Here is a 23,672-nt window from a genome sequence, read left to right on the forward strand (position 1 = left end):
AAACCATTTTTCCGAGATGAACTCGACATAAGATGCATAACGCTGCAACACCACATTGGTTGGACAAAAACAATAAAAAGCGCCATTTTCTTTATCCGAACGTGACCGGTTATAGATCCATTCATTTAATGCCTCGATATGATTAATCCAATCTCTTAATGCAAAATCGGAGAGAACAACTTGATCTCTATTTTCATCCAGGCCGAGACGGTCAAAAGGTATTTTTATGGTGATACACGGTTTATCCAGTGTGAGTTTATATGTCCGTTCAATGCGAAAATATTGAGCGAGTCTTTTAATAAAACATCATCCTTTCGTATAACGACCACTTTTATTTAAAAATAAAAGCCCTGAGAGTAAATCCTACCCTCAGAGCCAAATGATTTACTTTTACAATAACAAAATCATAGCATTATGATCATCTACATTATTGGGAAAGTTTTATTATAATGAACTGAAACCATTGTACCTACACCAGTTGCGCCAGTTCCTCATCGTCTAGCGCACGGTTGAACACCGCTAGCCCGCCGAGGCAGCCGGCAAAGAAATTGCCCATGGTGCCGGAGCGGTACACGGCGCCAACGGTGAAGTCGGCGCCGGCAGCGCCGCCATCGTACAATCCCTCCGGATACGCGTAGGGATTATAGGTCTCGCGCACGTCCAAGCGGCCGTCCAGGTATGTGCGCGCATAGGCGCCATCGTACGTGAAGGCCACGGTGTGCCATTCGTCCTTTGTGACCGGCGTAGCGCCGATGGCCGTGGTCATGCACCACGGATGGCCGGGCGTCGGCCCACCGGTGGACGAGACGTGGCCGCACACCTGTTCGGCGCTGTCCCAGATTCCGAGATCGAGGAACAGGCAGTACTGCCGTTTCTTCTCGGTTTCATTCCACATACCGGCGATAGCTTGGCACTCACGGTTGTCCCGCTGCTCTCGTTTGACCCAAGCAATCAATGTCAGCGCCGCTTCTTTTCCATGAAAATCGAGCGCAGGACACGCCTCTCTCGGCAGATTGAACCACTGCCCGAAGTTCAGCTTAGCGGAATAAGAACCGAACACGCCTTCCTCCACTCGCTCAATCGGCCCTTCTTGTTCTTCCAGCGCATAACCGAATGGCCCTTGTGCTTGCCGCAGCTCCCCCGCCGCCTCCTGGAAATCCCAGAAGGCGACTAGAGAAGGATGATCAGTAATCCTGTTTCTCACATTTTGTTTGCTCATAACAACCTCCATCGCTATCCAAACAGCTACTTCTTCTTCGTGTACCACTCATTCATCGCATCGATAGCCGCTTTTCCGCCTTTGGCGTTAAACTCCTGAACAAATTTGTCGAACTCGCCTAGATCACGTTTGCCCATAATAAATTTGAGAGCATTCTCCTCCGTAAAGTTTCGCAGCTCTGTAAATTTCGTATCGTATGCATCAACGGCTGGCGCATAGGATGTTTCCTCGCGGTTTTGCTTGAATTTCAGCAGCGGCTCGTAATACGGCAGAAACCCTTTCGCTTTCAAACGGGCGTTGAAGCTCGCGTCGGTATCCCCAAAGAAATAGAGCGTGCGCCAGGCGATATTGTTGCTCTGCTCCAGCGTCTGGACAGGCTCGCCATTTTCAACCTTATAATCTTCGCCTTCAAGGCCGTAGGTCAAAAATTTGTCCGTATCGCCGCTCAAGATGTAGTTGATGTACGCTGCAGCGCCTTCCTTATTTTTCGCCTGCTTCGGAATGACGATATAGCTGCCCGGAATGCCTTCCTCCTGGAAGCCGGATTGCCCGTTCTTGCCGGTAACCGGAGGAATGTACTGCAAAGTGCCGCCGTTTTTCTTATCGGTGATAGACTTGTCGATTGTATAGGCATCTGCCCAATATAGCGTTCCGAACGCTGCGGTGCCGTTGATCATTTTATCCTTAATATCTTTATTAATGGCAAATTCCTGATCAATCAGCCCTTCCGTGTACCATTTTCTCATTTTGACCAGAAATTCCTTATACTCCGGCTGCACCCAAGAGAAGGCCAGCTTGCCGTCTTTCACTACAGTTGCGTTGCCAACACCGTACGCTGCCGCATAAGGAAGGAAAGAGCCCATAAACGAGCCGGGATTGCCGCCGGTAGCGGTGAGTGGAGCGATGTTTTTCTTCTCTTTAATCGTTTTCAGCGTCGAATACATGTCATCCATGGTAACAGGATCTTTCAGGCCTAGCTCCTTCAGAATGTCAGAGCGCTCAAGCATGCCATTGCCGACCTTTTGTGCTACACGGCTTGGAATGCCGTAGATTTTGCCGTCGAAGCGGGCCGCATCGGTAAGCTCCTGATTCAAATAAGTGGACATGTTCGGGATATACTTTTTAATCAGATCGTCCAGCGGTTCGAAAGCCCCTTGCTGTGCCAGCTTGAAATAATTCGATTTACCGCTGACCCACAGAATATCGGGCACTTCGCCAGAAGCCAGGATGATTGACACCTTTTGATCGGAATTATCTTTCGGCAGCGATTCATACTTGACGTTGAAACCGGACTTCTCTTTCAAAACATTAACAAGCTTATTGTTGTTGATGTTGTCGTTGCCTTTGAACTGCTCCATAGACGCGTGGTATGATCGCATGACCGTTACATCTTTGTTCTTTACGCTGCCGGTACCGGTCGACGTGTTCAAAGCAGGTGACGCGCTTGCGCCGCCGCTATCGTTACCACCGCATCCAGCCGCAACCCCGGCTAGCAGGATTGTTGATAATCCGAAGAATGCCATTTTCTTCATATTCATGAATATATACCCTCCCTTTTTCTTCTCTTGCTTATGTTAAGCTTCGCTTAGCTCCAGGGCAGCGCTACCCTTTCACTGCGCCAATCATAACCCCTTTGACAAAATATCGCTGAATGAATGGATACACGAATAAAATCGGCAGCACCGCACATAAAATCGCCGCAGCACGAACGGTCTCGGGCGTCACTTCGCGAAACACGTCGCTTACGACCATGTCCGCGGACCTCTCGTCCGTGACCAGTTGGAGCAGAAACATTTGAAGCGGCATCCAACTGCGATCGGTAATATACATCATGGCCTGGAAAAATTGATTCCAGTACCCGACGGCATAGAACATCCCCACTGTCGCAAGCGACGGAACCGAAAGCGGCAGGTAAATCGAAAACAGGATGCGAAAGTTCGAAGCGCCGTCCATCCGTGCCGATTCCTCCAACGCGTCTGGGACGCCAAGGAAAAAATTGCGAATAAGAATCAAATTAAACGGCGCCAGCGCACCGGGTAAAATCAATGCCCACAGCGAGTTGAGCAGCCCGACTCCTTTTACAACCAAATATGTCGGTATGAGTCCTCCGCTGAAAAACATCGTAATGACGAACAATAGCATCATGAAACGCGTATAAGGCAGTCCTTTTCGTGATAACGGATACGCCGCCAGCACCGTCAGCGCCATGGAGATGGCTGTGCCGACCACAGTGATAAAGATAGAGTTACCAAACGACGTGTAGAACTGCTTGTTGGACAGAACATAATCATATGAAATCGTTGTAAAACCTCGCGGCCACAGTAAAATATCTTTTGCCAGCACATGCGCCTCGCTGCTGAACGACTTGGCTGCAATATGGATAAATGGCAGAATCATCGTTAATGACAATAGTGTGAGCAGCCCCACGTTGATATAACTGAAGATGGTTTCTCCTTTTGAGCGGAGCATCTTTCCTCCCCCTTCCACTTCAATAGATTCCTTCCTCGCCCATGCGTCTGGCAATCGTATTCGCAAGTACAAGCAGGATACAGCCGATCACTGATTTGAACAAGCCTGCGGCCGTTGTCAAACCAAATTGCATCGTTCCAAGACCTACACGAAATACATAGGTATCGATAATATCGCCCACATCATAGACCGTCGGATTGTACATGACCAGCACCTGCTCGAAGCCCGCATCCAGCACGTGCCCGATCCTCAGCAGAAGCAGAATGACGATGGTCGAGCGAATCCCCGGCAGCGAAATGTGCCAGATTTGCCGCAACCGACCCGCGCCGTCCACCGTCGCTGCCTGAAATAATTCTTCATTAATCCCGAGAAGCGCAGCCAAGTAAATGATGGCTCCCCAACCAATTTCCTTCCACGTATCGGAGAGGACCAGAATCCAGCGGAACATCTTCTCGTCCGACAAGAAAAAGATGGGCTCGAATCCCAAGGCTTGAATCAATTTGTTCACAATGCCGCTGTTCGGCGACAGCAGATCGACGGCAATGCCTCCGATGACGACCCAGGAGATAAAATGCGGTAAATAGGTAACCGTCTGTACGGAGCGCTTGAATTTCTCCAGCCGGAGCTCGTTCAGCAGCAGCGCCAGCGCGATCGGTGCGGGGAACCCCACGATTAGCTTCATGAGACTGATTAGCAGCGTGTTGCGGATAACACGCGGAAATTCATCGAACGTAAACAGCTCGCGAAAATATTGCAGGCCCACCCATTTGCTATGAAACACGCCCTGGATCAAGTTGTAGTCCTTGAAGGCGATAACAACGCCATACATCGGTACATATTTGAAGATGATTAAGAAAATAAGTGCGGGAAGTACCATCAGATACAAATCCCAATACCTCAACAGCGGATGTCTTTGAGCACGTTTCTCCCGCTGCCGGGCACGAATAGATGTCAGCGGTGCAGCCTTCATGTTGTCTCTCCTCTCTTGCAAGCGTTTTAATTAGGGATGAGACTATCATAGCCGCTTTTTCGATCTTTTCGTATTCACCTTCTTTTACTATCGTTGCAACTTTTTTTACTTATTCGTCCATGCCAAGCAAAAAGAAAGAAGCCAATGACCGGCTCCTCTTCTCCGCTACTTATTCATCTCACTTGGCTTGACGCCCCAAAATTTCTGAAAGCTCTTGGAAAAATAATTCACGTGCTTGTACCCGACCTGCTCGGCCACATCGTAGACTTTCAGCCCTTTCGCCAACAGCTCCTTCGCCTGCTCCATACGCAAGCGCAGCACATAGTCGGAGAACGATTCGCCGGTTACTTCCTTGAACGTCCGGCTCAAATAAGAGTAATTGACATAGAGCTGACCGGCAACAGCGTACAAGCTGAGTTCATCCTCATGCAGCCGTTCCCGCGTATACCGAATCACTTCTTCAATTGTCAGCTGCGCGCCGGATTTGCGCTGACCGGTGATGGCTTCACTGATGCGCGCCGACATGCGGAGCAGCCATTCCTCAATTTGCTCTCGTGCAAGCAACGCGCCAAAGCTTTCGAAATACGCGTACTCCTCCCGCAGTGTCTCGTTCAACGTCCAACCTTGTCCGTGCACGATGCCCGCAAGCAGGCACATCAAGCGCAGCAGTTGTTCTTTCGCCTCCGAGAGCGGCTTGTCTACTGCGAAGCCTTCTTCCATCAGACGAGCGACGATCGCCTGCCTGCGCTCCGCTTGACCGGACAAAATCGCGAGCTCCAGCTCTTTTTCCCACTGTCCGAGCTCGGCTTGCCGCTTCGCGCCGATGCTTGCGCCACGGTAAGGAATAGCCACATCGTGCCCAAGCACCATCCGTTCGAGCAACGCGGCGCGGCTGTGCTTGTATGCTAACGGCAACAGCTGGGACGTTGTGGCGATGGAACCGATGCCCGCGCTGGCCGTTAATTTCAAGCAATCCTTGACAGTTCCAAGGAGCTGAGCTATGAGCTGATTAACCAGACTATTCAGCTCATCTTCGCCGTAAGCCGGCGGCTTCATGAACAAGGCGACCACCATGCCGTCATCATCCTGAATGACCGCGCAATCTTGCCCTTCAAGTAAATCCCTCGCTATGGTATAAAGTGAGAACTGCACAAGCCCTCTGTCTTCTGCCTTAAACCGTTCATTGTGTCCAAGAATGGGGTCCATATCCACCGTCACCGGGAGCATGAAACTGCTCTGTCCCTCCAGCTTCAGATCGCGGCGGTGTCTGTCGATTTCCCATTCCGCATAACGGCCATTGAGCCAGCCCTTGTAGAACATCATTTTCAGATGCGGCATATGCTCCTGCCACCGGCTTTCCAATTGTGCAAGATGGTAGGCTTCTCCCAGCTCCTTCTCGCGCTGTGCCTTCGCTTCCAACACTGCATCCGCAATCTCCTCATTGTCCGCCGGCTTGATTAAATATTTCAGCACACCGTGCTCGATCCCTTGCCGCGCGTATTCGAAATCATCGTAGCCGGTCAGGATGATTAGCTTAATGAATGGCATTTGCCGCCGCACTTCGCCGGCAAGTTCAAGGCCGCTCATTTCCGGCATTTGAATGTCCGTCAAGATAATGTCGACATGATCGCTGCGCACAACAGTCAACGCTTCTCCGCCCGTCGATACGGCATCGACCAGCTCCACCCCCAGTTCCTGCCAATCTATTCCCTCAGCTAAACGCTCTCGAACATGCGGTTCATCTTCCACAATTAGCAGCCTCATAGCTTCTCCTCCTGTTTCACCGGAATGGTCAGGGAGACGGTCGTCCCTTGACCGAATACACTTTCAACCGTGACATCCGCCTGCTCGCCATAATACAGCTTTAGACGGGATTTAACGTTTTTCAGCCCAAAATACGTCTTCGATGGACTTGACTCTGCTTGCCGGTAGGACTGGCTAGTTATCAGACTAAGCGCCGCCTGCAGATCGGCTAGCTTCTCCGGCGGTATACCCTGCCCCGTATCCTTGACCTTGATGAGGAGTCTGTCTGCTTCAAGCGAAGATTGAATGGACAATTCGCCGCCCTGACGATTGCGTTCAAGTCCGTGCACGATCGCATTTTCCACAACGGGCTGCAAAATCAGCTTGAGCAGAACAAGTGGCTTCGTACGTTCATCAAGCTGAATGTTTACCGAGAAATGATCCGATCGAAGCTGCTGAACCCGAATGTAATACATCAGATGCTGAATCGTCTCCTCCAAGGTAAACGTCTCTCTCCCCTTACCCAAGCTGACACGGAAAAAGCGGGCCAGATTAATGACCATATCGCTAATCACATGCACCTTATGCTTCAGGGCGACCGAGTAGATCGAATCCAGCGTGTTATATAGAAAATGCGGATTAATCTGCGATTGCAGCAGACTGAATTCCGTCTTGGCCAGCCGCAGCTCTTTGGCATAATCCTCTTCAATCATTTGCCGCTGCGCTTCCGCCATGCGATTGAAGCCGTTCATCACATAGCCGAACTCGTCCTTGCGGCGATGCTTCACGCGGGCGGACAAGTTCCCCCCGCTGAACTGCTTGAACGCGCCGGACAGCTCGCGCAAAGGTTTCGCAATCGCGGCATAGACAAGCCACGCCGTCCAAACGGCCAGCACGATGCTAACGGCGATAATCCAGTAGGTGATTTGCTGGAGCTGGTGCGACAGCTTAAACAATTCCGCACGCGGCTGCTGCAGTTGAATCGACCAGAAGCCATCGCCTTCTTGGATGGACAGATCTTTTTTCTCCAGACCGGTAGCAGCTGTGGACTGCTGCAAATTCGTATCCAGCACGAACTCCTCATTGTAATACAGCGTGATGTTCATATTTTCGGACGTTTGCAAGTGCTGAATAATTTGCCGAAAAGAGGACTTGTCCACGGCTAGGACGAGCACGTTGGGCTCCTTATTGCGGCTGAGCACATCGAGCAGCCTGGCGAAATAAATCGTATCCCGCGTCAAATAGTTGGATGCGCCCGAATTTGAGGCCGTTGGCACGTATACGACCAGACCACCATTGGCGTCCAACGTCCTTTTGAACCACGTCTCCTGATTCACTCCTGGCCATTTAATGCCACCGGAAGCTGTGGAGAGACCATTTTCGCTGCTGCCATGCAAAATGAAGGCCTCCTTGATTGCGCCGTTCACATTGGTCAAGGCGAACAACTGCTGCTGAACCGTGTGAAGCTCATACAAGTGCGCGGGACTTAACGGATCGTCGATGTTATTCCATACGTCTACAATCGTCGGATTCGAGCCGATCAGCAGTGTTTGCTGATCCATATTTTGCGTCAACTGCCCGATGTATTCGAGCGTCGTCAGCAGCGCCCCCCGCGTTCGGTCATTAATCTGTCCGTTCAGAATCCGCTGCGAGTAATCATTCGCAAAGAGGCTGACAAAAACAAGCGGCAGCAAAATGAGCAAAAACGTGCCGGTCAACTTAAATTGGATTGAGTGCAATCGATTGAATATCATCATGACCGTCGCTGCACCTCCCGAATTAGAGACGAGGGCGGGTAACCCATCATTTTTTTGAAAACACGGTTAAAATGCGCCTGGTCGCTGTAGCCAAGAAAGTCGGATACCTCACGAATTGTCATTCGGGTATTGAGAATGAGGTCCCGAGCCGCATGAACGCGCACCTGGTGCATGTAGCTGATCGGTGTCAAACCGGTTACTTCTTTGAACGACTGTGTAACATAATTTGGCGCTCGGTCCACAAGCTGCGCCAACTCCTCTATGCGAATTGGCTCCCGATAATGCGCCGCGATATAGTTCTGCACCTCGCTCATGAGCCGCAGTTTGACCGAAGTGAACCGGCTCTCGACCGTTTCTTGCAAGAAACCGCCCAGCAATTCATGCGCAATGCCGGTGCAGATCACATCTGCGTACATGCGCTGTCCGAACCATTGTTGCGTCAAAATAGCAAACCTCTGTTTCATATAGTCATAACTGCGGGCTTTCAGCCTTAAATGCGTACCGGCATCGGCGAAAAGCTCGTGTCCCCGCTCATTCAAATGAAAGTGAACGGAATATTTCTGATGCGCACCTTCCTGTGCGTTCTCGCCGGCTCGCATCACACCTTTGCGGATCAGTAGCAGGTCGCCTTTTTCCACCGTCAGTGTCTCGCCGTTCAGCATATAATGCACGCGCCCGTGCGTCATCAGGATCAAAATATCGGTTAACGTCGCCTCCTCCTCTTTATGCCAATTGGGGTCCATATCATCCAAATACACGGATACAAGCTCCAGCATATCTTCTCTTCCTCCTATTCTGAAGGTGCAAGAAAGCACTTCCACATTTTCTTAGAATCATTCAAATAGAAGTGGTTTCTTCAATGGTTTTCGCACGCTATTGCCTCTACAATGAAATCATAAACCAAGAAGGGATCTGAGGCAAATGACTTTATTCCCCGTCTCAGCAGTTGATGCTCTGCCTGAGGGAAGCTTTAAAATTGTACAAGTCGGCAAGCGATCCGTCGGCGTGTATAACGTGAAAGGTGATTATTTTGCTGTGCTCAACTACTGCCCTCATCAAGGCGCGGAACTGTGCAAAGGGCCTGTGTGCGGGACGACGCTGGAGTCGAATGTTTTTGAATTTATTTATGGGCGGGATCAGGAAATTGTCCGCTGTCCGTGGCATGGCTGGGAATTCGATCTCAAAACGGGGACCTCGCTGTTTAGCGAAAAAGTCCGGACGCGCAGCTATCCGGTGGTCGTGGAGAATGGAACGGTGCACCTTGTCATCGGTACAGAAACGAATATGGAGGAAACACGCGTATGAAGACGATAAATAGAATGCCGGTTATTGATTGCGATGTTCATAACCAGTTCCGCAGCGGCAAAGATCTGGTTCCTTATCTGGATGAACCATGGCGCAGCCATGCCGCCAAATTTGGCATTCCCGGCGCAGGCCTGCCGTACTCATCACCGATCGGCAATAAACGGAAAGATGCCGACCCGCCGAATGGCGGCCCCGTCGGTTCCGATCCTCTATATATGTTGGAGCATTATGTCGAACCGTTTAACGTCGAGTATGCGCTGCTGTGCTCGGATTCCGTCATTGGCGCATCAGGCTTTGCTGACGCTGATTATACCGCTGCCATCTGCCGCGCTTACAACGATTACTTAATTGCGGAATGGCTCCCGCAAAGTCCGAAGTACAAGGGCTATATGTGCATCGGCACGCAAGACCCGCAGCAGGCAGCGCGGGAAATTGACCGCATAGGCCCACATCCGGGCATTGTTGCGGTCAGTGTCACCGGTGGCTCTCAGATGCCGTATGGACAGCGCTTCTTTCATCCGATCTATGAAACTTGCGAGCGGCATGGCCTGCCTCTAGTTATCCATCCGGGTTCGGAAGGCGCCGGCATTTTCAACGCTCCGACCGCTGTCGGTTACGTCTCCAACTATTTGCAGTGGCACACTTGCCTCTCCCAGACGTTCATGGCACATCTTGTCAGCTTCGTCTGCGAAGGCGTGTTTGAGAAGTATCCGAACTTCAAAGTCGTGCTGTGCGAAGGTGGTGTTGCATGGCTACCGCCGTTGTTATGGAGGCTCGACAAAAACTACAAAGCGCTCCGCTCTTCCGTTCCCTGGCTGAAGCGGCTGCCTAGCGAATATGTCCGCGACCATTGCTTCATCACTACGCAGCCCATCGAAGAACCGGCCAATCTGAAACATCTGGCAGCGATGTTCGAGATGTTCGATGCCGAGAATATGCTGCTTTTCTCGAGCGACTATCCGCATTGGGATTTCGACGATCCGACGAAAATTCTGCGTTGGCTGCCCGAGGATAAGCAGCGCAAAATTTTCAGCGAGAATGCGCGAAAGTTGTTCCAACTGTAGTGCCTGCATCTATGAAGGACTTATGACAAAAAAACGGGCAATCCGTCATTGCGGATTGCCCGTCACTTCTATTTTAACTTAGTTTGCACTAAGATATTTTACAGCCCAAACGCCATAATCCGCTTTGAGCTTTGCTGCATCTTCCTTACTGATGGCACCAGCAGCGGCAAAACCATTGATCTCTTGGTTAGCCTTTTTCAGCAGGTTATACAAGAGCGAATCCGGATCCTGATTGGCAGCTTGGGCTATACTTTTCCCTCCATCCAGATTCTTAAGCAGGTCAGCGGTCTCGATGCCGGATACTGAAGCCACATCATCGATAACCCGATCCGCGCGGTTCGCCAAATATTGCTTGACATCCACTTGATCTTTGTAGCCCCGACGATTGATCGCATCCTGCACGAGGCTATCGGCTTCCGACTCGGTTGCCGCTTGATCAGCAGCGTTGAGCCAGCCTTTCTCTACCGCCTGCTTGATATACGCATGTGCATTCTGCTGTAAATAGCTGCTCAAGTCACTCTCATCCTTGCCAGTTGCTTCTACAAGCGTATGATCATCTGCCAAGGACTGGCGCAGATCCGTTACGGCAGCTTCCGCATAATTCGCGCTGTCTTCAACAAGAGCTTGAATGCTTTCTGCTGCAATCACATGATTGCTGCTGCCATTAGCCGCTTGGCCGTATCCGTCTTGGTCAATGGCTTTGTCAATCGCCTCAGCTGCACTCTTCTTCAACTGATCTCGCAATTGAGCGGAAAGATTACCCGCATTCCATTCATTATCCAAGTCACGGCTTACTGCATCCAATAGCTGCGCGGATAAATCTGCAGATGCGAGGCCGGAAGCCGTCACCAAGCTTTGGCCTGCAGCTAATCCGTCCATGATATCCTGGTAGTCTTTGCCCGCAAAAGCAGATGCAGCTTGAATCATCATGTCAGGATCCAGCTTCTTGTTCAGCAGTGCCTGACCGTACTTCTCCATCCATGGCGTTGTTTGCTCGTCGTAGCCCTTCTTCTCAATGGTCTGCCAAATCTGATCCGCCCCGGAAACTGCAAGTTGGTCGCGTTGATCGGCTTTCAGGCTTCCCGCATTAACAGCGGCATCCAAATCTCCACCCAGCAAGGTGTTCAAAGTGCTGTCTAACGCTTGCGCATCCATTCCGGTTGCATCAGCGATCGAATCTCCGGATTGAAGCGCCTGCCGAATATCAGTTTCCGCAACAGCCGACGCCGTAGCAGCATCTGAGATGATATGATTCAAGCGATTTTGGATTATGCTTTTTCCATCCTTAGGCAGGTACGAAGCCGCATTAGCTCTAGGCCAAGATTGCTGCACCCAGCTCGCTATACCCTCTCTGAACTGCTGCTGAAGATTAGCAGCTTCTTCGTCCGTAAGAGTCCCTTGCTTAACCTCATTGCTAGTATCAATCCCAAACTGCTCAATAAGCGACGATGATAGCTCCGATAAGGCAAGACCTGAAGCGGTCGCCAAGCTTGATCCATTATGTAACAGATCACTAAAATCACTCGTATTTATCTTAGCAGCTTCTGCTGTATGCACGTCGAGCTTGCTTAGCCAGTTGTTCAAGTACATGATGCTGAAATCTATAGTTGCCGCCTGCGCATCAGGTTTCTCTGTAGTCGTCTGCGCCGTTGAATTTACACCAGTCACCGCTTCATCCGCATATGCTCCCCGCGGAAGCACGATTCCGCTAGTAGATGCTGCCAAAATGGCAGCACCCATCAATACCATCAGTTGTTTTCTCATCCTACTCTTCACCTCTCCGATCATTTCGGTATGTCACTTGCTTTCGACATAATGAAGTATAGGCGTGTTTCCTGAACTTTACATGAACCAATCCTTAAACTGGAATAATTTCCCGGTTAAAATCAGCTTAATTTCTGCAAGTCCATGCTAAAAATAAGCTGAAATTTCTTCCTGTACAACTACCTGATGAGTTGAAGACGACTTTGCAGGATCGTTATGTTGTGAAATAATGTCCTTGCTCCAGATCTGCGAGAAGCCCCTGTTGGACAGGCTTCCAGCCGAGCAGTCCCTTCGTCTCTTCACTTGATCTTGCCAAGTCAAGCGAAGCGACCATGCCTAGAAAACCGAAGATCGCTTGTGCCTCTTCCCGCGGGATGCTGACTACCGGCACACCCAGGTGGCGGCCTATAACGCCGGCAATGTCGCGAAATGGAATGCCTTCATCGTCCACGCCATCCAGTCGTGAGCCAGCAGGCGCAGATTCTACCGCAAGGCGGAACAAAACTGCCGCATCCAAACGATGAATCGCTGGCCAACGGTTTGTGCCGTCTCCAATGTAAGCAGAAGAGCCTCTTTCCTGCGCGATCCGAATTAATTGGGGAACGAAGCCTTTATCTCCTGCTCCATGAACGGACGGTGCAAGCGATACGATCGATGCTCTCACGCTTTTTTCTATAAACGAAAGTGCTGCATCCTCCGATGCTTTACCATTCGCATGAGCTGTGATAATAAGTGGTTTATTAGAGCCTGCAAGAGCCTCTCCCATTGCTTCAATGGCGCGAAGATCCGTCGCCAGTGATGCGGCGAAATTTGTGAAATCGTGGTTAAAAGCCAGATGAATAACTCCGTCTGAAGATGCTGCACGGCTGCGCAGTAAAATCCAGATCCTCTAAAACACCGCGAGCTACCTCAGCTCCCATATTTTCCAATAGTTGTGCACCACTCTCTGAGCGGGTCAGACCAACTACCTGATGTCCCGCACCGATGAGTTCGCGAACAACAGCTGTACCAATATAACCTGCTGCACCTGTAACAAATATACGCATAATCGTTTACGCCTCCTTAAGTAATTGACGAAGATATGTCTCTAGTCTAAACTATGAAGTGAACTCTAAGGCAAGCGTTTGGAGGTAGAATTATTTGTGAAAATTCAAGAATTGGCTGACTTGATGGGTTTAACCCCCCACACCATTCGTTTTTATGAGAAAGAAGGCTTGCTTGACAGTAGGCATATTCAACGAGAAAAGAATAATTATCGTAACTACTCGGACGAAGCCATTGAACGGTTAAGGCTGATTAAGAAATTTCAAGGCATCGGTTGTTCATTGGCTGAGCTGAAGACGATTTTGCAGGATCACGATATGAACACACGCACGAACCAAGAAGTAATAGAATGGATTCTTCAGAAAATCAATGAAATCGAGCGCAAGAAGGAAGAATATGATCATATGCTTGTAACGCTGAATTGGATGCTGACATACAGGAAGCTGTTAAATGATGATCCACAGCAGGCCGAGGCTATGATGGCGGAATTACGTGTTCGGATGAATTTCTAGCATCGCAAATTTCAAAAAGAAAAGGGCTGCCACTTGGCAGCCCTTCTGTTTTATTTCACAACGATCGAAGTGACGAGATTATTCGAGCCGATCAATTCAACGAGATGGCCTTCACTGAATAAGCCCAAATTCCCTGATAAGCTAACACTCGGCGATACATTATAGAGCGTGTTTTGATCAGTGCCGTTAACGTTTTGGGAGATCGTAATCGTCGCAATCACGCCTTGTGCGTTAACCGTTGTGCTTTTCAGATATCCATAAATATCAAATGACTGGTCAACGCCTGCGTTGCGCGTAACCTCAATGTAAATCACTTGATTGTTCGAAGTGCGAAGGTTAACGACATCTCCGGCGCGAAGATCGGACAATGTAGCGCGCACACCGTTGCGGTAAACAACCACATCAGGATGAACCGTGTAGTATGCAGGACTGCTGCTGCTTGTCGAAGTCACTTGCAGCACATTGTTGGAGACCGCAGCGTTCAGCGTGGCACTAGTGCTTAGCGTTTGCGCCATCTGTGTTACCTGAACATAAGTGACCAAGTTATTGGATGTGCTGATGTTCACCACGTCCCCGATTTGCAGCGCGGAGCGGCTAGCTTGAACACCGTTGCGGTAAATGACAGCATTGGTATCCAGCGTATACGTTGTGTTCACTCCTGCTTTCATCAGCTGCAATACGTTATCGTTTACAATTGCACTAACAGTACCGCTGCTTGTTACAGGTGTCGCAGCTGTCGTTACGGAGATGTAGGTCACTTGGTTGTTCGCGATGCTCAGGCTGACCACATCGCCCACCCTGAGGTCGTAAGCGGTGATTCTCGTACCGGCTCTGTACACAACAACGTTCGGATCAAGCGCCAACGAAGAAGATTGCGTGCCATTTGTAATCGTCAATGTATTATTTGTAACCGGCACACTGACTGTACCGTTATATAGAACTGTGCTCGGGTTCGAGTTCACCGGAGTCGTCACTTCAATGAACACAACCTGATTGTTAAAAAGGCTGAGTTTCACTTGGTCGCCTACTTGAATCGCAGATACGTTGACTTTAGCCCCGTTCCGGTAAACAAAAACTTCCGGATGCAGCGCATACGAATACGTGCTGCCCGAACGCGTAAGGTTCAGTGTGCTGCCAGTTACAGCTGCATTCACTGTGCCTGTTAACGAGTTATTGTCCTGATCCGGCAGCTGTCCACCTACGCGATCCAACAGCGCGGCAAGTTGTGCACGTGTTACCGGTTGGTTCGGTTTGAAGGTATTGTCTTCAAAGCCATCGACAAGCCCCCGCTCCCGCGCGACAGCGACATAACCAACTGATCCTGCAGGGATTTGCTTAGCGTCTGTAAACGGCAGCACCGTATTCATCTTGGCTTTGGCATCGGCGTCCAGCTTCAACGCTTTCACAAGCAGTGTTGTTGCCCACAGCCGGTCGCTGACTTTTTGCGGGTTGACCATGTCATCGCTTTCAGAGAACAGGTCATTCTCCAGTGCGACGGCGACGTAGCCGACAGCCCATGCAGGAATTTGATTAGCATCCTTAAAATTCAGCTTCGTACTCATCTTAGCCGGCGATTCCGCCTGATCGCGCAGTCCCATTAAACGAACAGCTGCTGTGATGGCCTCGATGCGGGATACCGTGTTTTGCGGCTTAAATGTGCCGTCGTCATAGCCCTCAAACACCCGCTTGGAAGCAAGGCTGGCAATATAACGCATTGCCCACTCCGAATTTTTCAAATCGTTGAACGTCAAATGCAGTTCAATCTTGTTATTACCTTTCCGGTCATCATCATGTTTGCCTTTGTTTTTGTTATAGCCTTCTGCCATTGCTGCCGTGCCACTGCCTAGCATCATGACGAGTACAAGTCCTGCTGCGACTACCTTTTTCGAATGCAACATCCCGTTCCCTCTCCCTTATCATTGATATGATTCATGATAACTAATGATCAATCAAATGAATTCGGCAGGGTGGATAATTATGAGAGGGTGCGATTGCATTTCCCGAGAGATTTATTCTAATTTTTGAGTTGTTCCGCCAAACCGATTAGAAGTCCATCATTTCCACGAATGTAGCAGAGCCGATACGAGTCCCCGTACTGAACCACTTCGCCAACGAGCTGAGCACCATGTTTAGTGACTAGTCTGGAGACCACTTCGTCAATGTCTTCGACCGCGAACATGACGCGCAGATAACCAAGGGCATTTACAGGAGCAGTTCGGTGGTCTGATATTGCAGGTGGACTGAGAAATCGCGAAAGTTCAATTCGGCTGTGGCCGTCTGGCGTAATCATCATAGCAATCTCTACACACTGTGAACCCAGTCCGGTTACGCGACCAGCCCATTCACCTTCGACTAGAGCTCGTCCTTCGAGCTTCAAGCCAATCTCCTCGAAGAAAGAAATTGCGTCATCAAGTGATTCTACAACGATGCCGACATTGTCCATTCTTAGTAATTTGCTTTTCGCCATGGTTAACCCCTTGTATGTATGAATTTATTTTCTTATCAACTGCATATTTAACCTCTGGATTAATTAGAGGTACTGTCCTCATATCCCCAAAATTCTAAAAGGCGCTGATTTTCTCTAATATCATCATTTGTTAAACGGCCCAATTTCATTTTTGCTAGTAGAAGAACGTGTTTACTATCTGTGTACGTAAAGTCCTTGTAAATCTCCTGATTCTTCTTATGAAATAGATGAATTTGTTCAGTTAGTTCAAAGTGTGGCAATGTGCCTGACTTCCAATCCAAAAAAGATTGGTACAAGGGCTCCAGTGCTTGTTCCGTTACCAATTTGTGATATTCGTCAATAATTTCACGCTCTTGCTGTCGTTTTTGTTGCCTAGGAGTTAGTTTGTTCTCCAAATTACCTCCCCCTCTCTCTCTTCAAATAATAATAAATTGTACAAGTTCAATAGATACGCACTCGATATTTACATTCACAGTATACCAAATAAGAGTAATAACTAAATGACAATCAATGGCAATACATTGCCGAAACATTTTATCCCCATATGCGTTAATGTATATATCCTGTAATTCGACTCTGAAGAGCATTGGAGGAAACCTTGTATGCGAAAACAAATGCTTACCTTGCTATCCGCAATCCTGCTTAGCGGAATGATCTTCAACAAAGGCGTGCATGCCGCTGATTCGAACTCCGCACTGCTTCCATTACCCATTGAACTCGTTTTAAACGAACAACTTACGCCTGTGTATGATTCACTCGAAGGTCAGCAGCTATATTCCGCCTCACCTCAAGTTGTGAAGGTCGAAGGAGCGGAATCGGGCTGGGATCGTAAACTGATTCAAAATAATGAGGCTGTTTGGTTCAAAATTCAGACTTCTGACGGCGATCGCTGGGTTCACCTGCAAAACCCCGAGTTTCGGGAAGACTTCTATCAACATATCCTGCTGACCGAGAAGGAGAGCTTCTATAACGACCAAACTCCAGGCTCTCGGATCGCTGGCTCCGTTTCTCCTCAACTGCTGCGCGTCCTGTATGGTGTTGATGGCAATTATTTGATCCAAACCTGGCTCGGCTATCGGTGGATGCGTCCGCAGCACCCCATCATTGACGATGTGCAGACATATGGTGCGAACAGCTCAGGCATGTCGTTTGAATTAACGACGACTTCACCGATGTTCGATTCGCCGGATGCCGGCAGTCATGTGGCAGGCTGGCTTGCCCCTCAGTGGTTCACATCGAACATCGTATGGAACGATTGGTACTATGTGGATACTTGGGATGGCCCTCACTGGATAAACCCAAAAGTCGGGTATCCTGCGGATTTGCGCAGCGAAGAAACGACACTTAGATTAGAAGAAACGGCGCTTGTCTACGAACATCCGAATAAAGCGGCCCGCGTACTTGGCTCTCTTGCTCCCCAGACCATTAACACTTTCGAGCATGGTGGCGGATGGTATCATATTCACAGCTCTTGGCTGGGCGATTCGTGGGTATACGCTGTGAAGCAGGACCAGGATCCCGATGCTTACGTTCCCCCGGCAAAAGTAGAGGTAAAACCGATTACAGTAATCAATCCATCTAAAATGATGACCGAACTCGGGTCCGGGGTACGAAATTATCCGTTTGATTTAACCGTTCATGTTAAGAACGAGGCCGGTAATATCTCTAGCGAAGCTTTTCAGCCTTATGGAAAAGAAGTCAGCATTCAATTTGCAATTCGAAATGTCAGTGAGGAAGCCCTCACGTTGCAGCCCACGACTTCGTTCAAAATCGATATCTCCCGCCGGAACACGATAGATGGATCATTGACGCTAGTTTGGTCCGGTCAAATCGATTCTCTGGAAGCGAAATTCGCTAGCGGCGAAGTACATTCGCTAGACTTTCTCTGGGACCAGAAAGATTCCGCCGAGAAGCAAGTTCCTTTTGGCGAATATTCCGTTGAAATCAAACTGCCAATGAGTATCAGCTATACAAAGGATGGCGAAAAGGGCACGCTTCAGCGCGAAGACGCCAAGAGTGCGATGCTCACAAGCTTCCCGCTGAGAATCAGCGCTCAGTGAGGAAGTAAATTTTAATAAGATGCCTGGGTTCTTTCATAAATATCTATCTGAGAGCGCTGTCTTTCGGTACAATGGGTATGATAATTATTACTTAAACAGTTAGAACCAGGAGGAACATTCAAGATGAACAACCAATTCGAGCAGTTTTTTAATTCACTTCAAACACAACAGCTATTGGACCAAATGTATGGAAACGAAGAACGAGAGCGACAAATTGACAGGTACCGGAAGTGTATGGAAGGATACCATGCGCAATATGGAGATACGGAGTCGTTGAAATACTTCAGTGCTCCGGGTCGTACAGAGATAGGCGGTAATCATACGGATCATAACAATGGAAAGGTGCTGGCGGCTAGTATCCAGTTAGATACGATTGCGGCTGCATCAGCCGTAGACACTGGTATTATTTCGGTCATTTCCGAAGGGTATCCAGGCATGTCCGTCATCCATCTGGATGATCTAGAACCTAAGTCAGGCGAGGGTGGGACGGCTGCTTTAATCCGCGGTATTGCTCACGGTTTCCAGCAGCACGGGTATCGAATTGGCGGATTTCAAGCTAGCATCAGCAGCAACGTGCTTCCAGCGTCAGGACTCAGCTCCTCCGCTTCTTTCGAAATTCTGATCTGCCAAATCTTAAGTACTTTTTATAATAACGGAGATCTGGATGCGGTCATGATGTCGCGAATTGGCAAGTATGCTGAAAATCTTTATTGGAACAAGCCCTCTGGCATGTTAGATCAGATGGCCTGTTCGCACGGCGGCATGATCACAATCGACTTTAAAAATCCGGCAGAACCTCAGATCGAGCGTGTTCCAGGTACCTTCGAAGCAGCAGGTTACAGCCTTGTCATCGTCAGTACCGGTGGTAACCATGCTGATCTTACGAAGGATTATGCTTCAATTCCGAACGAGATGCGGGCGGTGGCACATGCCTTTGGTGTAGAGGTATGCCGCGATTTGACGGCAGAGTTGATCTACGGCCGGCTCGCGGAACTCCGCGAAACTGCCGGAGATCGAGCGGTGCTGCGCGTCCTCCACTATCTGGATGAAAATGACCGTGTCGGGCGTCAGGTAGAGGCAATTAAGGCGGGCGAATGGCAGAATGTGCTGAAGTATATTACTGCCTCAGGAAACTCCTCGTGGAAATGGCTGCAGAACATCTACCAAGAATCCGTATCACGAGAACAAGGGATTGCGCTTACACTCGCCATTACTGAGCGTTTCATCGACCGATTGGGCGACGGTGCCTGCCGAGTACACGGAGGTGGTTTCGCGGGAGTCATTCTCGCCGTTCTGCCACATGCAGCTGTAGCGGAATATAGGGAACTAATCGGGCGAACGACTGGGACGGAACTGTTCAAAATCGGCGTACGTGAAATCGGAGCGGTCTGCTTGAATTCACTTTTGTAGGTTTGATGGCAAAATCGTCAATTGCATGCTTCCCTTATAAGTAAGGGGAGCATGCAATGACTATTCTTTGGAGATTGCAAACATAATTTCTCGGTTTGGTGCCGGCAATTCCTCTTTAATTCCTGTACAACACCATCCTATTAAATCTCCTGATCCTTTCAATATGATCCCCATTCGAAGACGAAGTTCGTCGATCCCTTCACCTTTAGATACAGCATTTAGAAACTGTTTGTTTCCGGGTATTTCATATTCCATCAACCATTGTTTCCGTTGCTCTTTAGATACGTTCCAACCTGGCAAGTATTCATATATTTCAGGTTGCCATGTTAATAAATGAAATTGATCGAGATCATCAAGAGTGTACTCTCTAAGGTAGACATCCTTACAGTCAATAGTAAAGATATTGCTTTCACTCAATGGCTTCACCCCCGTGTTAGGCACTGTTAAAGCCTCGCAAACGTGATGTAATCGACTTGGGCAGGCTCTGCTGATTCGATCCGAAGTGCCCGGTTGATTTGTCCCCGGTGATATTGCCCATGTAAAAGGACTTGTAACAAGATGCCCCGGATGGACGTTCGGAACGGAACCCCGCTCTGGTTCGCATAGTCGATCATCTTGTCCAACACAGACTCCTCGAGCCCTTCAATATAGACACGATATTGCTCGGCGTTTTCTTCGAACATCGTCCGTATCGCATTCAGGTCTTCCGTTTCCTCCCATAACGTATATTGCGCAGTACCCTTGCCTTGCAATCGAGACAGCCAGACGCGTTCTGCGACCGCGACGTGCCGGACCAGCTTTAACAACTCCTTATTCTTCGTCTTACTCTCCTCGAGTGCGTTCAAAATACGTTCGTCCGCCCAATACAGATGATCCATCATGCACCTAATTGTCTTCATATTTGTTTTCTCCTCTTCGTTTTAATGATTATTTGAACCTGCTAATAATTGTTAGCGGAATGCTACTTTATTACAAACCTCTGTGTCTTAATTCTTTAATTAACTGATCAACAATTAGATCAACAGGTAATAATCCGTTAATTTCAATATCAGAATTCGGTTTTACGTTTTTTTGCATTTCTAAGTAAGCATCTCTTCCACGGACTAGGTAGTTGTTTAAGTCACTATTCAAATCATAAACCAAGTTCTCGCTTTGATCTCGTAAAATCCTTCTCGCCATCGCAATATCCAATGGTGTATCTATAAATACTGTTAAATCAATGTATCCACTAATCGCATCATTCAAATATGCAAATGGATAATCCAGCAGGATATATTCAAGAGATTCATTCTTAAGATATTCTTGGATGTCTTTAATCAAAGGGGACAGATTCCATTCGTTATAATTTGCACCTCTACTAACCCAATCACAAATATCTTCAGGGCAATCTTTAAAAACATATTCATCAAAATACAATGCTTTTGAGTTATTCAATTTGCCTAGAAAATGATTGGTAACGGTGGTTTTCCCACCTCCTGATACAGCAGCAATTGAAATTACATAAGGTTTCACGCTCGAGATTGACCTCCAAAAGGCATTCTACTATCATTACTAAATTATACCAAAATTTATGTTGAAGAGTGAGAAAGTTCTGGGCTAGACTACCGTCTAATAAATAGTAAAAAAGGAGCTGCATCGCTGCAAACTCCCTTTTTTTAAACATTGCGATATCTCTGTCTTCTCATCCACTGGGTCGCTACCCATTTTCCCCCGATTTCTACGGGTTTTCCTTCATGTAAGGTAAGTTCATTTAAGCATTTATCGTTATAAAAATATTCAAAATAGACAGCACAACCTTTTTTCGGCGTTACTGAAAAACGAAGCGAGGGGAAGTGCGTTTCACCGCCTTTTTCCACGTCATTTAAATACATCACCAATGTGCTGATCCGGTTGTTAACAACATTTTCAGATGTAAAATAGTCGAAATGAGGATGATACTGCTCTCCTACTTTATAATGTAAAATTTGCAGCGGTTCTGCATGTGATATCGGTATATTCATGAGTTCAGAAATTCTGGTCTCAATTTTTTGAACCATTTCATTTTCGCTTTCCTCAAAAAACATGTTGCTGCTAGTTCTAAAATTGCTTACTATGTGAGACTTGCCGATTTTAGCTCGTTTCATTCGATTATTAGCTAAGTCTATCAAAGCGTCACACTCTGAGTGACTTAATACATTGTCCAAAATTAAAATAAGCGGTTCATCCATTCTAGCAACAATAGGAATCTCTCTATCCTTTGTAATAATTTTATTTCCAATTGAATTGAAAATCGTCTGTTCTATCATGGTCATCGCTGCAGCCTCCATTATCAGAAATTCCTCTTATTCTATAAAATTATTCTATTTCGCCTTTTTTTAGAACAAACGAAGTTTCCTATTACTCTTTTGAATTCCGTATTACTTCTAGTTTAAAAGCATCATTTGCGTGTATAATATCAAACAGGAAATGCTAATTTATTTGAAATGGATGTGCTCACTCTGGATAAATACGACGATTTATTAATGACTCTGCTACAGGAAGAAACAGATCTCCAGTTTTCCGTCTTTACGAATGAGACTGCTTACAGGGTTGGGAATAGGATTATAGAAAAAGCAATGAAAGAGAATAAACCAATTGTCGTCAATATTCGTAAAAACAATGAGCTGTTATTTTATAGCAGAATGGTCGGCACTTCTTCTAATAACGACGAATGGGTGACATGGAAAAATAACGTCGTTAATCATTTTGGGCATAGTTCCTATTACATGCACGTATTACTGAAATCGACCGCTTCAACGGTGGAAGCCTCAGGCCTCAATCCGAATGATTACAAAGCTGAGGGCGGCGCTTTTCCATTAATTTTGAAGGACGAAGGCATTGTAGGCACAATTTCAGTATCAGGGCTACCTGGTGAAGAAGATCACAACATGATTACTTCTGTATTAAAGGAATTGCTATTAGAGAATTAATCGTCGGAAAAGGTTCAACTTGCAAAAGCTTCAGCTGATATGGCTAAAAAACTATACAAGGTCAGTCTGCCGTGGCAGATTGGCCTTTTCAAAATGAAAATGGCTCTACCGTTTTCCCATAGGGAAGCGAAAGAGCCTTGAAAGTTACATTAAGTCCTAAATCTACTTGGTTGGAAAAACTTTTAAGTGACTCGAAATTAGGAGACTTTAATGATGGTCAGAGCAGCACCGGCAGCACCACTAAGCAGCGTCGCGGCACCGAGTAATCCAAATAATTGAAGTGTAATCGTGCTACCTGCAGTTAGATTCAATATGACCAAGTTATTAAACTCTGATATAGAGACTACTGGCGAAATAATGGAAGGAGTAGATGGTGTTCCATTAATAAGCAAGCGTGTGCTGACTAACAAAGCGGTGGTTACATTTACTTGATACGAAATCATATAATCTCCGTTTGACGGCACCGTAAACGTATCGTTTAAGCCGTTGACAGTAATGCCGCCATTAAGCAGTTGATTGTTAGGGAGTGGAACATTAGTTCCGCCAAGGACAACGGCGATGACGGAGCCAGCCGTATTCGCGGCAAAGCTATTAATGTTCGTGAAAGCCGTACCTGTTGCGCCAGTTGCACCCGTTGCTCCGGCAGCTCCTGCTGCACCGGCATCTCCGGTTGCACCCGTTGCCCCTGTTACACCGTTTGTTCCTGCTGCACCGGTATCTCCGGTTGCACCCGTTGCCCCTGTCGCACCGTTTGTCCCTGCTGCGCCCGTGGCTCCCGTTGCTCCGTTTGTACCTGCTGCACCCGTAGCCCCTGTCACACCGTTTGTTCCTGCTGCGCCCGTAGCCCCAGTTGCACCGGCAGCTCCTGCTGCACCGGTATCTCCGGTTGCACCCGTTGCCCCTGTTACACCGTTTGTTCCTGCTGCGCCCGTAGCCCCGG

The 23,672-nt window shown here is 48.1% G+C and carries 22 protein-coding genes and 1 pseudogene; 6 read left to right on the top strand and 17 right to left on the bottom strand.

The window, feature by feature from the left end:
• Nucleotides 1-469: 469 nt before the first annotated feature.
• The 7 genes from PCH02S_RS22430 to PCH02S_RS22460 all read right to left on the bottom strand — a co-directional run bounded on the left by PCH02S_RS22430 (nt 470) and on the right by PCH02S_RS22460 (nt 8,934).
• The gene (locus PCH02S_RS22430; RefSeq protein ID WP_127456232.1) at nt 470-1,219 is read right to left on the bottom strand and encodes a LamG domain-containing protein; all 750 of its coding nucleotides are present in this window, start codon (nt 1,217-1,219) and stop codon (nt 470-472) included.
• Between the two features lie 26 nt (nt 1,220-1,245).
• Complete coding sequence (locus tag PCH02S_RS22435) at nt 1,246-2,757, bottom strand: extracellular solute-binding protein (RefSeq protein WP_127456234.1); 1,512 nt, start codon at nt 2,755-2,757, stop codon at nt 1,246-1,248.
• Nucleotides 2,758-2,821: 64 nt separating this feature from the next.
• Nucleotides 2,822-3,688, bottom strand: coding sequence for a carbohydrate ABC transporter permease (locus PCH02S_RS22440; RefSeq protein ID WP_127456236.1), 867 nt, complete (start codon nt 3,686-3,688; stop codon nt 2,822-2,824).
• Between the two features lie 19 nt (nt 3,689-3,707).
• On the bottom strand, nt 3,708-4,658 hold the full coding sequence (locus PCH02S_RS22445; RefSeq protein WP_127456238.1) for an ABC transporter permease: 951 nt from the start codon (nt 4,656-4,658) through the stop codon (nt 3,708-3,710).
• 165 nt (nt 4,659-4,823) lie between these two features.
• Complete coding sequence (locus PCH02S_RS22450) at nt 4,824-6,422, bottom strand: response regulator (RefSeq protein ID WP_127456240.1); 1,599 nt, start codon at nt 6,420-6,422, stop codon at nt 4,824-4,826.
• Nucleotides 6,419-8,158, bottom strand: a complete 1,740-nt coding sequence (locus tag PCH02S_RS22455) for a sensor histidine kinase (protein WP_127456242.1) — start codon at nt 8,156-8,158, stop codon at nt 6,419-6,421. The genes PCH02S_RS22450 and PCH02S_RS22455 overlap by 4 nt, the downstream gene beginning before the upstream one ends.
• Complete coding sequence (locus tag PCH02S_RS22460) at nt 8,155-8,934, bottom strand: helix-turn-helix transcriptional regulator (RefSeq protein WP_127456243.1); 780 nt, start codon at nt 8,932-8,934, stop codon at nt 8,155-8,157. The genes PCH02S_RS22455 and PCH02S_RS22460 overlap by 4 nt, the downstream gene beginning before the upstream one ends.
• 145 nt (nt 8,935-9,079) lie before the next feature.
• Here PCH02S_RS22460 and PCH02S_RS22465 point away from each other — a divergent pair, with 145 nt between their 5' ends.
• Entirely contained in the window at nt 9,080-9,463 is a 384-nt protein-coding gene (locus PCH02S_RS22465; RefSeq protein ID WP_127456245.1) for a Rieske (2Fe-2S) protein, read from the top strand.
• On the top strand, nt 9,460-10,527 hold the full coding sequence (locus tag PCH02S_RS22470; protein WP_127456247.1) for an amidohydrolase family protein: 1,068 nt from the start codon (nt 9,460-9,462) through the stop codon (nt 10,525-10,527). The genes PCH02S_RS22465 and PCH02S_RS22470 overlap by 4 nt, the downstream gene beginning before the upstream one ends.
• A gap of 78 nt (nt 10,528-10,605) precedes the next feature.
• On the opposite strand, the gene PCH02S_RS22475 is transcribed toward PCH02S_RS22470, so the two are convergent.
• Nucleotides 10,606-12,291 (bottom strand): hypothetical protein, encoded by a 1,686-nt coding sequence (locus tag PCH02S_RS22475; RefSeq protein WP_127456249.1) that lies wholly within the window; start codon nt 12,289-12,291, stop codon nt 10,606-10,608.
• A gap of 214 nt (nt 12,292-12,505) precedes the next feature.
• A pseudogene (locus tag PCH02S_RS22480) lies at nt 12,506-13,337 on the bottom strand (SDR family oxidoreductase).
• A gap of 96 nt (nt 13,338-13,433) precedes the next feature.
• Here PCH02S_RS22480 and PCH02S_RS22485 point away from each other — a divergent pair.
• Nucleotides 13,434-13,847, top strand: coding sequence for a MerR family transcriptional regulator (locus tag PCH02S_RS22485; protein WP_127456251.1), 414 nt, complete (start codon nt 13,434-13,436; stop codon nt 13,845-13,847).
• Between the two features lie 50 nt (nt 13,848-13,897).
• Here PCH02S_RS22485 and PCH02S_RS22490 read toward each other — a convergent pair whose 3' ends face one another.
• The 3 genes from PCH02S_RS22490 to PCH02S_RS22500 all read right to left on the bottom strand — a co-directional run bounded on the left by PCH02S_RS22490 (nt 13,898) and on the right by PCH02S_RS22500 (nt 16,709).
• Nucleotides 13,898-15,745, bottom strand: a complete 1,848-nt coding sequence (locus PCH02S_RS22490) for an S-layer homology domain-containing protein (protein ID WP_127456253.1) — start codon at nt 15,743-15,745, stop codon at nt 13,898-13,900.
• Between the two features lie 116 nt (nt 15,746-15,861).
• On the bottom strand, nt 15,862-16,314 hold the full coding sequence (locus PCH02S_RS22495; RefSeq protein WP_127456255.1) for a VOC family protein: 453 nt from the start codon (nt 16,312-16,314) through the stop codon (nt 15,862-15,864).
• Nucleotides 16,315-16,373: 59 nt separating this feature from the next.
• A complete protein-coding gene (locus PCH02S_RS22500) occupies nt 16,374-16,709 on the bottom strand; it encodes a hypothetical protein (RefSeq protein WP_127456257.1) in 336 nt (111 codons plus the stop codon).
• Nucleotides 16,710-16,916: 207 nt separating this feature from the next.
• Here PCH02S_RS22500 and PCH02S_RS22505 point away from each other — a divergent pair, with 207 nt between their 5' ends.
• Nucleotides 16,917-18,374, top strand: coding sequence for a flagellar hook assembly protein FlgD (locus PCH02S_RS22505; protein ID WP_127456259.1), 1,458 nt, complete (start codon nt 16,917-16,919; stop codon nt 18,372-18,374).
• A gap of 123 nt (nt 18,375-18,497) precedes the next feature.
• The gene (locus tag PCH02S_RS22510) at nt 18,498-19,784 is read left to right on the top strand and encodes a galactokinase (protein WP_127456261.1); all 1,287 of its coding nucleotides are present in this window, start codon (nt 18,498-18,500) and stop codon (nt 19,782-19,784) included.
• A gap of 60 nt (nt 19,785-19,844) precedes the next feature.
• Here the strand turns inward: PCH02S_RS22510 and PCH02S_RS22515 are convergent, their stop codons facing one another.
• The 4 genes from PCH02S_RS22515 to PCH02S_RS22530 form a co-directional block, all read right to left on the bottom strand.
• Entirely contained in the window at nt 19,845-20,201 is a 357-nt protein-coding gene (locus tag PCH02S_RS22515; protein ID WP_174806813.1) for a GNAT family N-acetyltransferase, read from the bottom strand.
• A 26-nt stretch (nt 20,202-20,227) separates the two neighbouring features.
• Nucleotides 20,228-20,683, bottom strand: a complete 456-nt coding sequence (locus PCH02S_RS22520) for a DinB family protein (RefSeq protein ID WP_127456263.1) — start codon at nt 20,681-20,683, stop codon at nt 20,228-20,230.
• Between the two features lie 70 nt (nt 20,684-20,753).
• Nucleotides 20,754-21,305, bottom strand: coding sequence for a nucleoside/nucleotide kinase family protein (locus tag PCH02S_RS22525; protein ID WP_407670116.1), 552 nt, complete (start codon nt 21,303-21,305; stop codon nt 20,754-20,756).
• Between the two features lie 134 nt (nt 21,306-21,439).
• Complete coding sequence (locus PCH02S_RS22530) at nt 21,440-22,075, bottom strand: 2OG-Fe(II) oxygenase (protein WP_127456267.1); 636 nt, start codon at nt 22,073-22,075, stop codon at nt 21,440-21,442.
• 171 nt (nt 22,076-22,246) lie between these two features.
• On the opposite strand from PCH02S_RS22530, the gene PCH02S_RS22535 reads away from it, so the two are divergent.
• A complete protein-coding gene (locus PCH02S_RS22535) occupies nt 22,247-22,732 on the top strand; it encodes a heme-degrading domain-containing protein (RefSeq protein ID WP_127456269.1) in 486 nt (161 codons plus the stop codon).
• Between the two features lie 197 nt (nt 22,733-22,929).
• Here PCH02S_RS22535 and PCH02S_RS22540 read toward each other — a convergent pair.
• Nucleotides 22,930-23,672, bottom strand: a 743-nt coding sequence (locus PCH02S_RS22540) for a BclA C-terminal domain-containing protein (RefSeq protein ID WP_127456270.1), incomplete at its 5' end; no start/stop codon positions are given.

The organism is Paenibacillus chondroitinus NBRC 15376 (assembly GCF_004000765.1).
In the GTDB taxonomy this organism is placed as follows: Bacteria; Bacillota; Bacilli; order Paenibacillales; family NBRC-103111; genus Paenibacillus_E; species Paenibacillus_E chondroitinus.

Bases quoted from the DNA above. Each gene is read 5' to 3' on its own strand.
- PCH02S_RS22440 (WP_127456236.1), bottom strand. From the start codon at position 3,688: ATGCTCCGCTCAAAAGGAGAAACCATCTTCAGTTATATCAACGTGGGG.
- PCH02S_RS22530 (WP_127456267.1), bottom strand. From the start codon at position 22,075: ATGACCATGATAGAACAGACGATTTTCAATTCAATTGGAAATAAAATT.
- PCH02S_RS22495 (WP_127456255.1), bottom strand. From the start codon at position 16,314: ATGGCGAAAAGCAAATTACTAAGAATGGACAATGTCGGCATCGTTGTA.
- PCH02S_RS22460 (WP_127456243.1), bottom strand. From the start codon at position 8,934: ATGCTGGAGCTTGTATCCGTGTATTTGGATGATATGGACCCCAATTGG.
- PCH02S_RS22475 (WP_127456249.1), bottom strand. From the start codon at position 12,291: ATGAGAAAACAACTGATGGTATTGATGGGTGCTGCCATTTTGGCAGCA.
- PCH02S_RS22435 (WP_127456234.1), bottom strand. From the start codon at position 2,757: ATGAATATGAAGAAAATGGCATTCTTCGGATTATCAACAATCCTGCTA.
- PCH02S_RS22490 (WP_127456253.1), bottom strand. From the start codon at position 15,745: ATGTTGCATTCGAAAAAGGTAGTCGCAGCAGGACTTGTACTCGTCATG.
- PCH02S_RS22535 (WP_127456269.1), top strand. From the start codon at position 22,247: ATGGATGTGCTCACTCTGGATAAATACGACGATTTATTAATGACTCTG.
- PCH02S_RS22455 (WP_127456242.1), bottom strand. From the start codon at position 8,158: ATGATGATATTCAATCGATTGCACTCAATCCAATTTAAGTTGACCGGC.
- PCH02S_RS22465 (WP_127456245.1), top strand. From the start codon at position 9,080: ATGACTTTATTCCCCGTCTCAGCAGTTGATGCTCTGCCTGAGGGAAGC.
- PCH02S_RS22520 (WP_127456263.1), bottom strand. From the start codon at position 20,683: ATGAAGACAATTAGGTGCATGATGGATCATCTGTATTGGGCGGACGAA.
- PCH02S_RS22510 (WP_127456261.1), top strand. From the start codon at position 18,498: ATGAACAACCAATTCGAGCAGTTTTTTAATTCACTTCAAACACAACAG.
- PCH02S_RS22505 (WP_127456259.1), top strand. From the start codon at position 16,917: ATGCGAAAACAAATGCTTACCTTGCTATCCGCAATCCTGCTTAGCGGA.
- PCH02S_RS22445 (WP_127456238.1), bottom strand. From the start codon at position 4,658: ATGAAGGCTGCACCGCTGACATCTATTCGTGCCCGGCAGCGGGAGAAA.
- PCH02S_RS22450 (WP_127456240.1), bottom strand. From the start codon at position 6,422: ATGAGGCTGCTAATTGTGGAAGATGAACCGCATGTTCGAGAGCGTTTA.
- PCH02S_RS22470 (WP_127456247.1), top strand. From the start codon at position 9,460: ATGAAGACGATAAATAGAATGCCGGTTATTGATTGCGATGTTCATAAC.
- PCH02S_RS22430 (WP_127456232.1), bottom strand. From the start codon at position 1,219: ATGAGCAAACAAAATGTGAGAAACAGGATTACTGATCATCCTTCTCTA.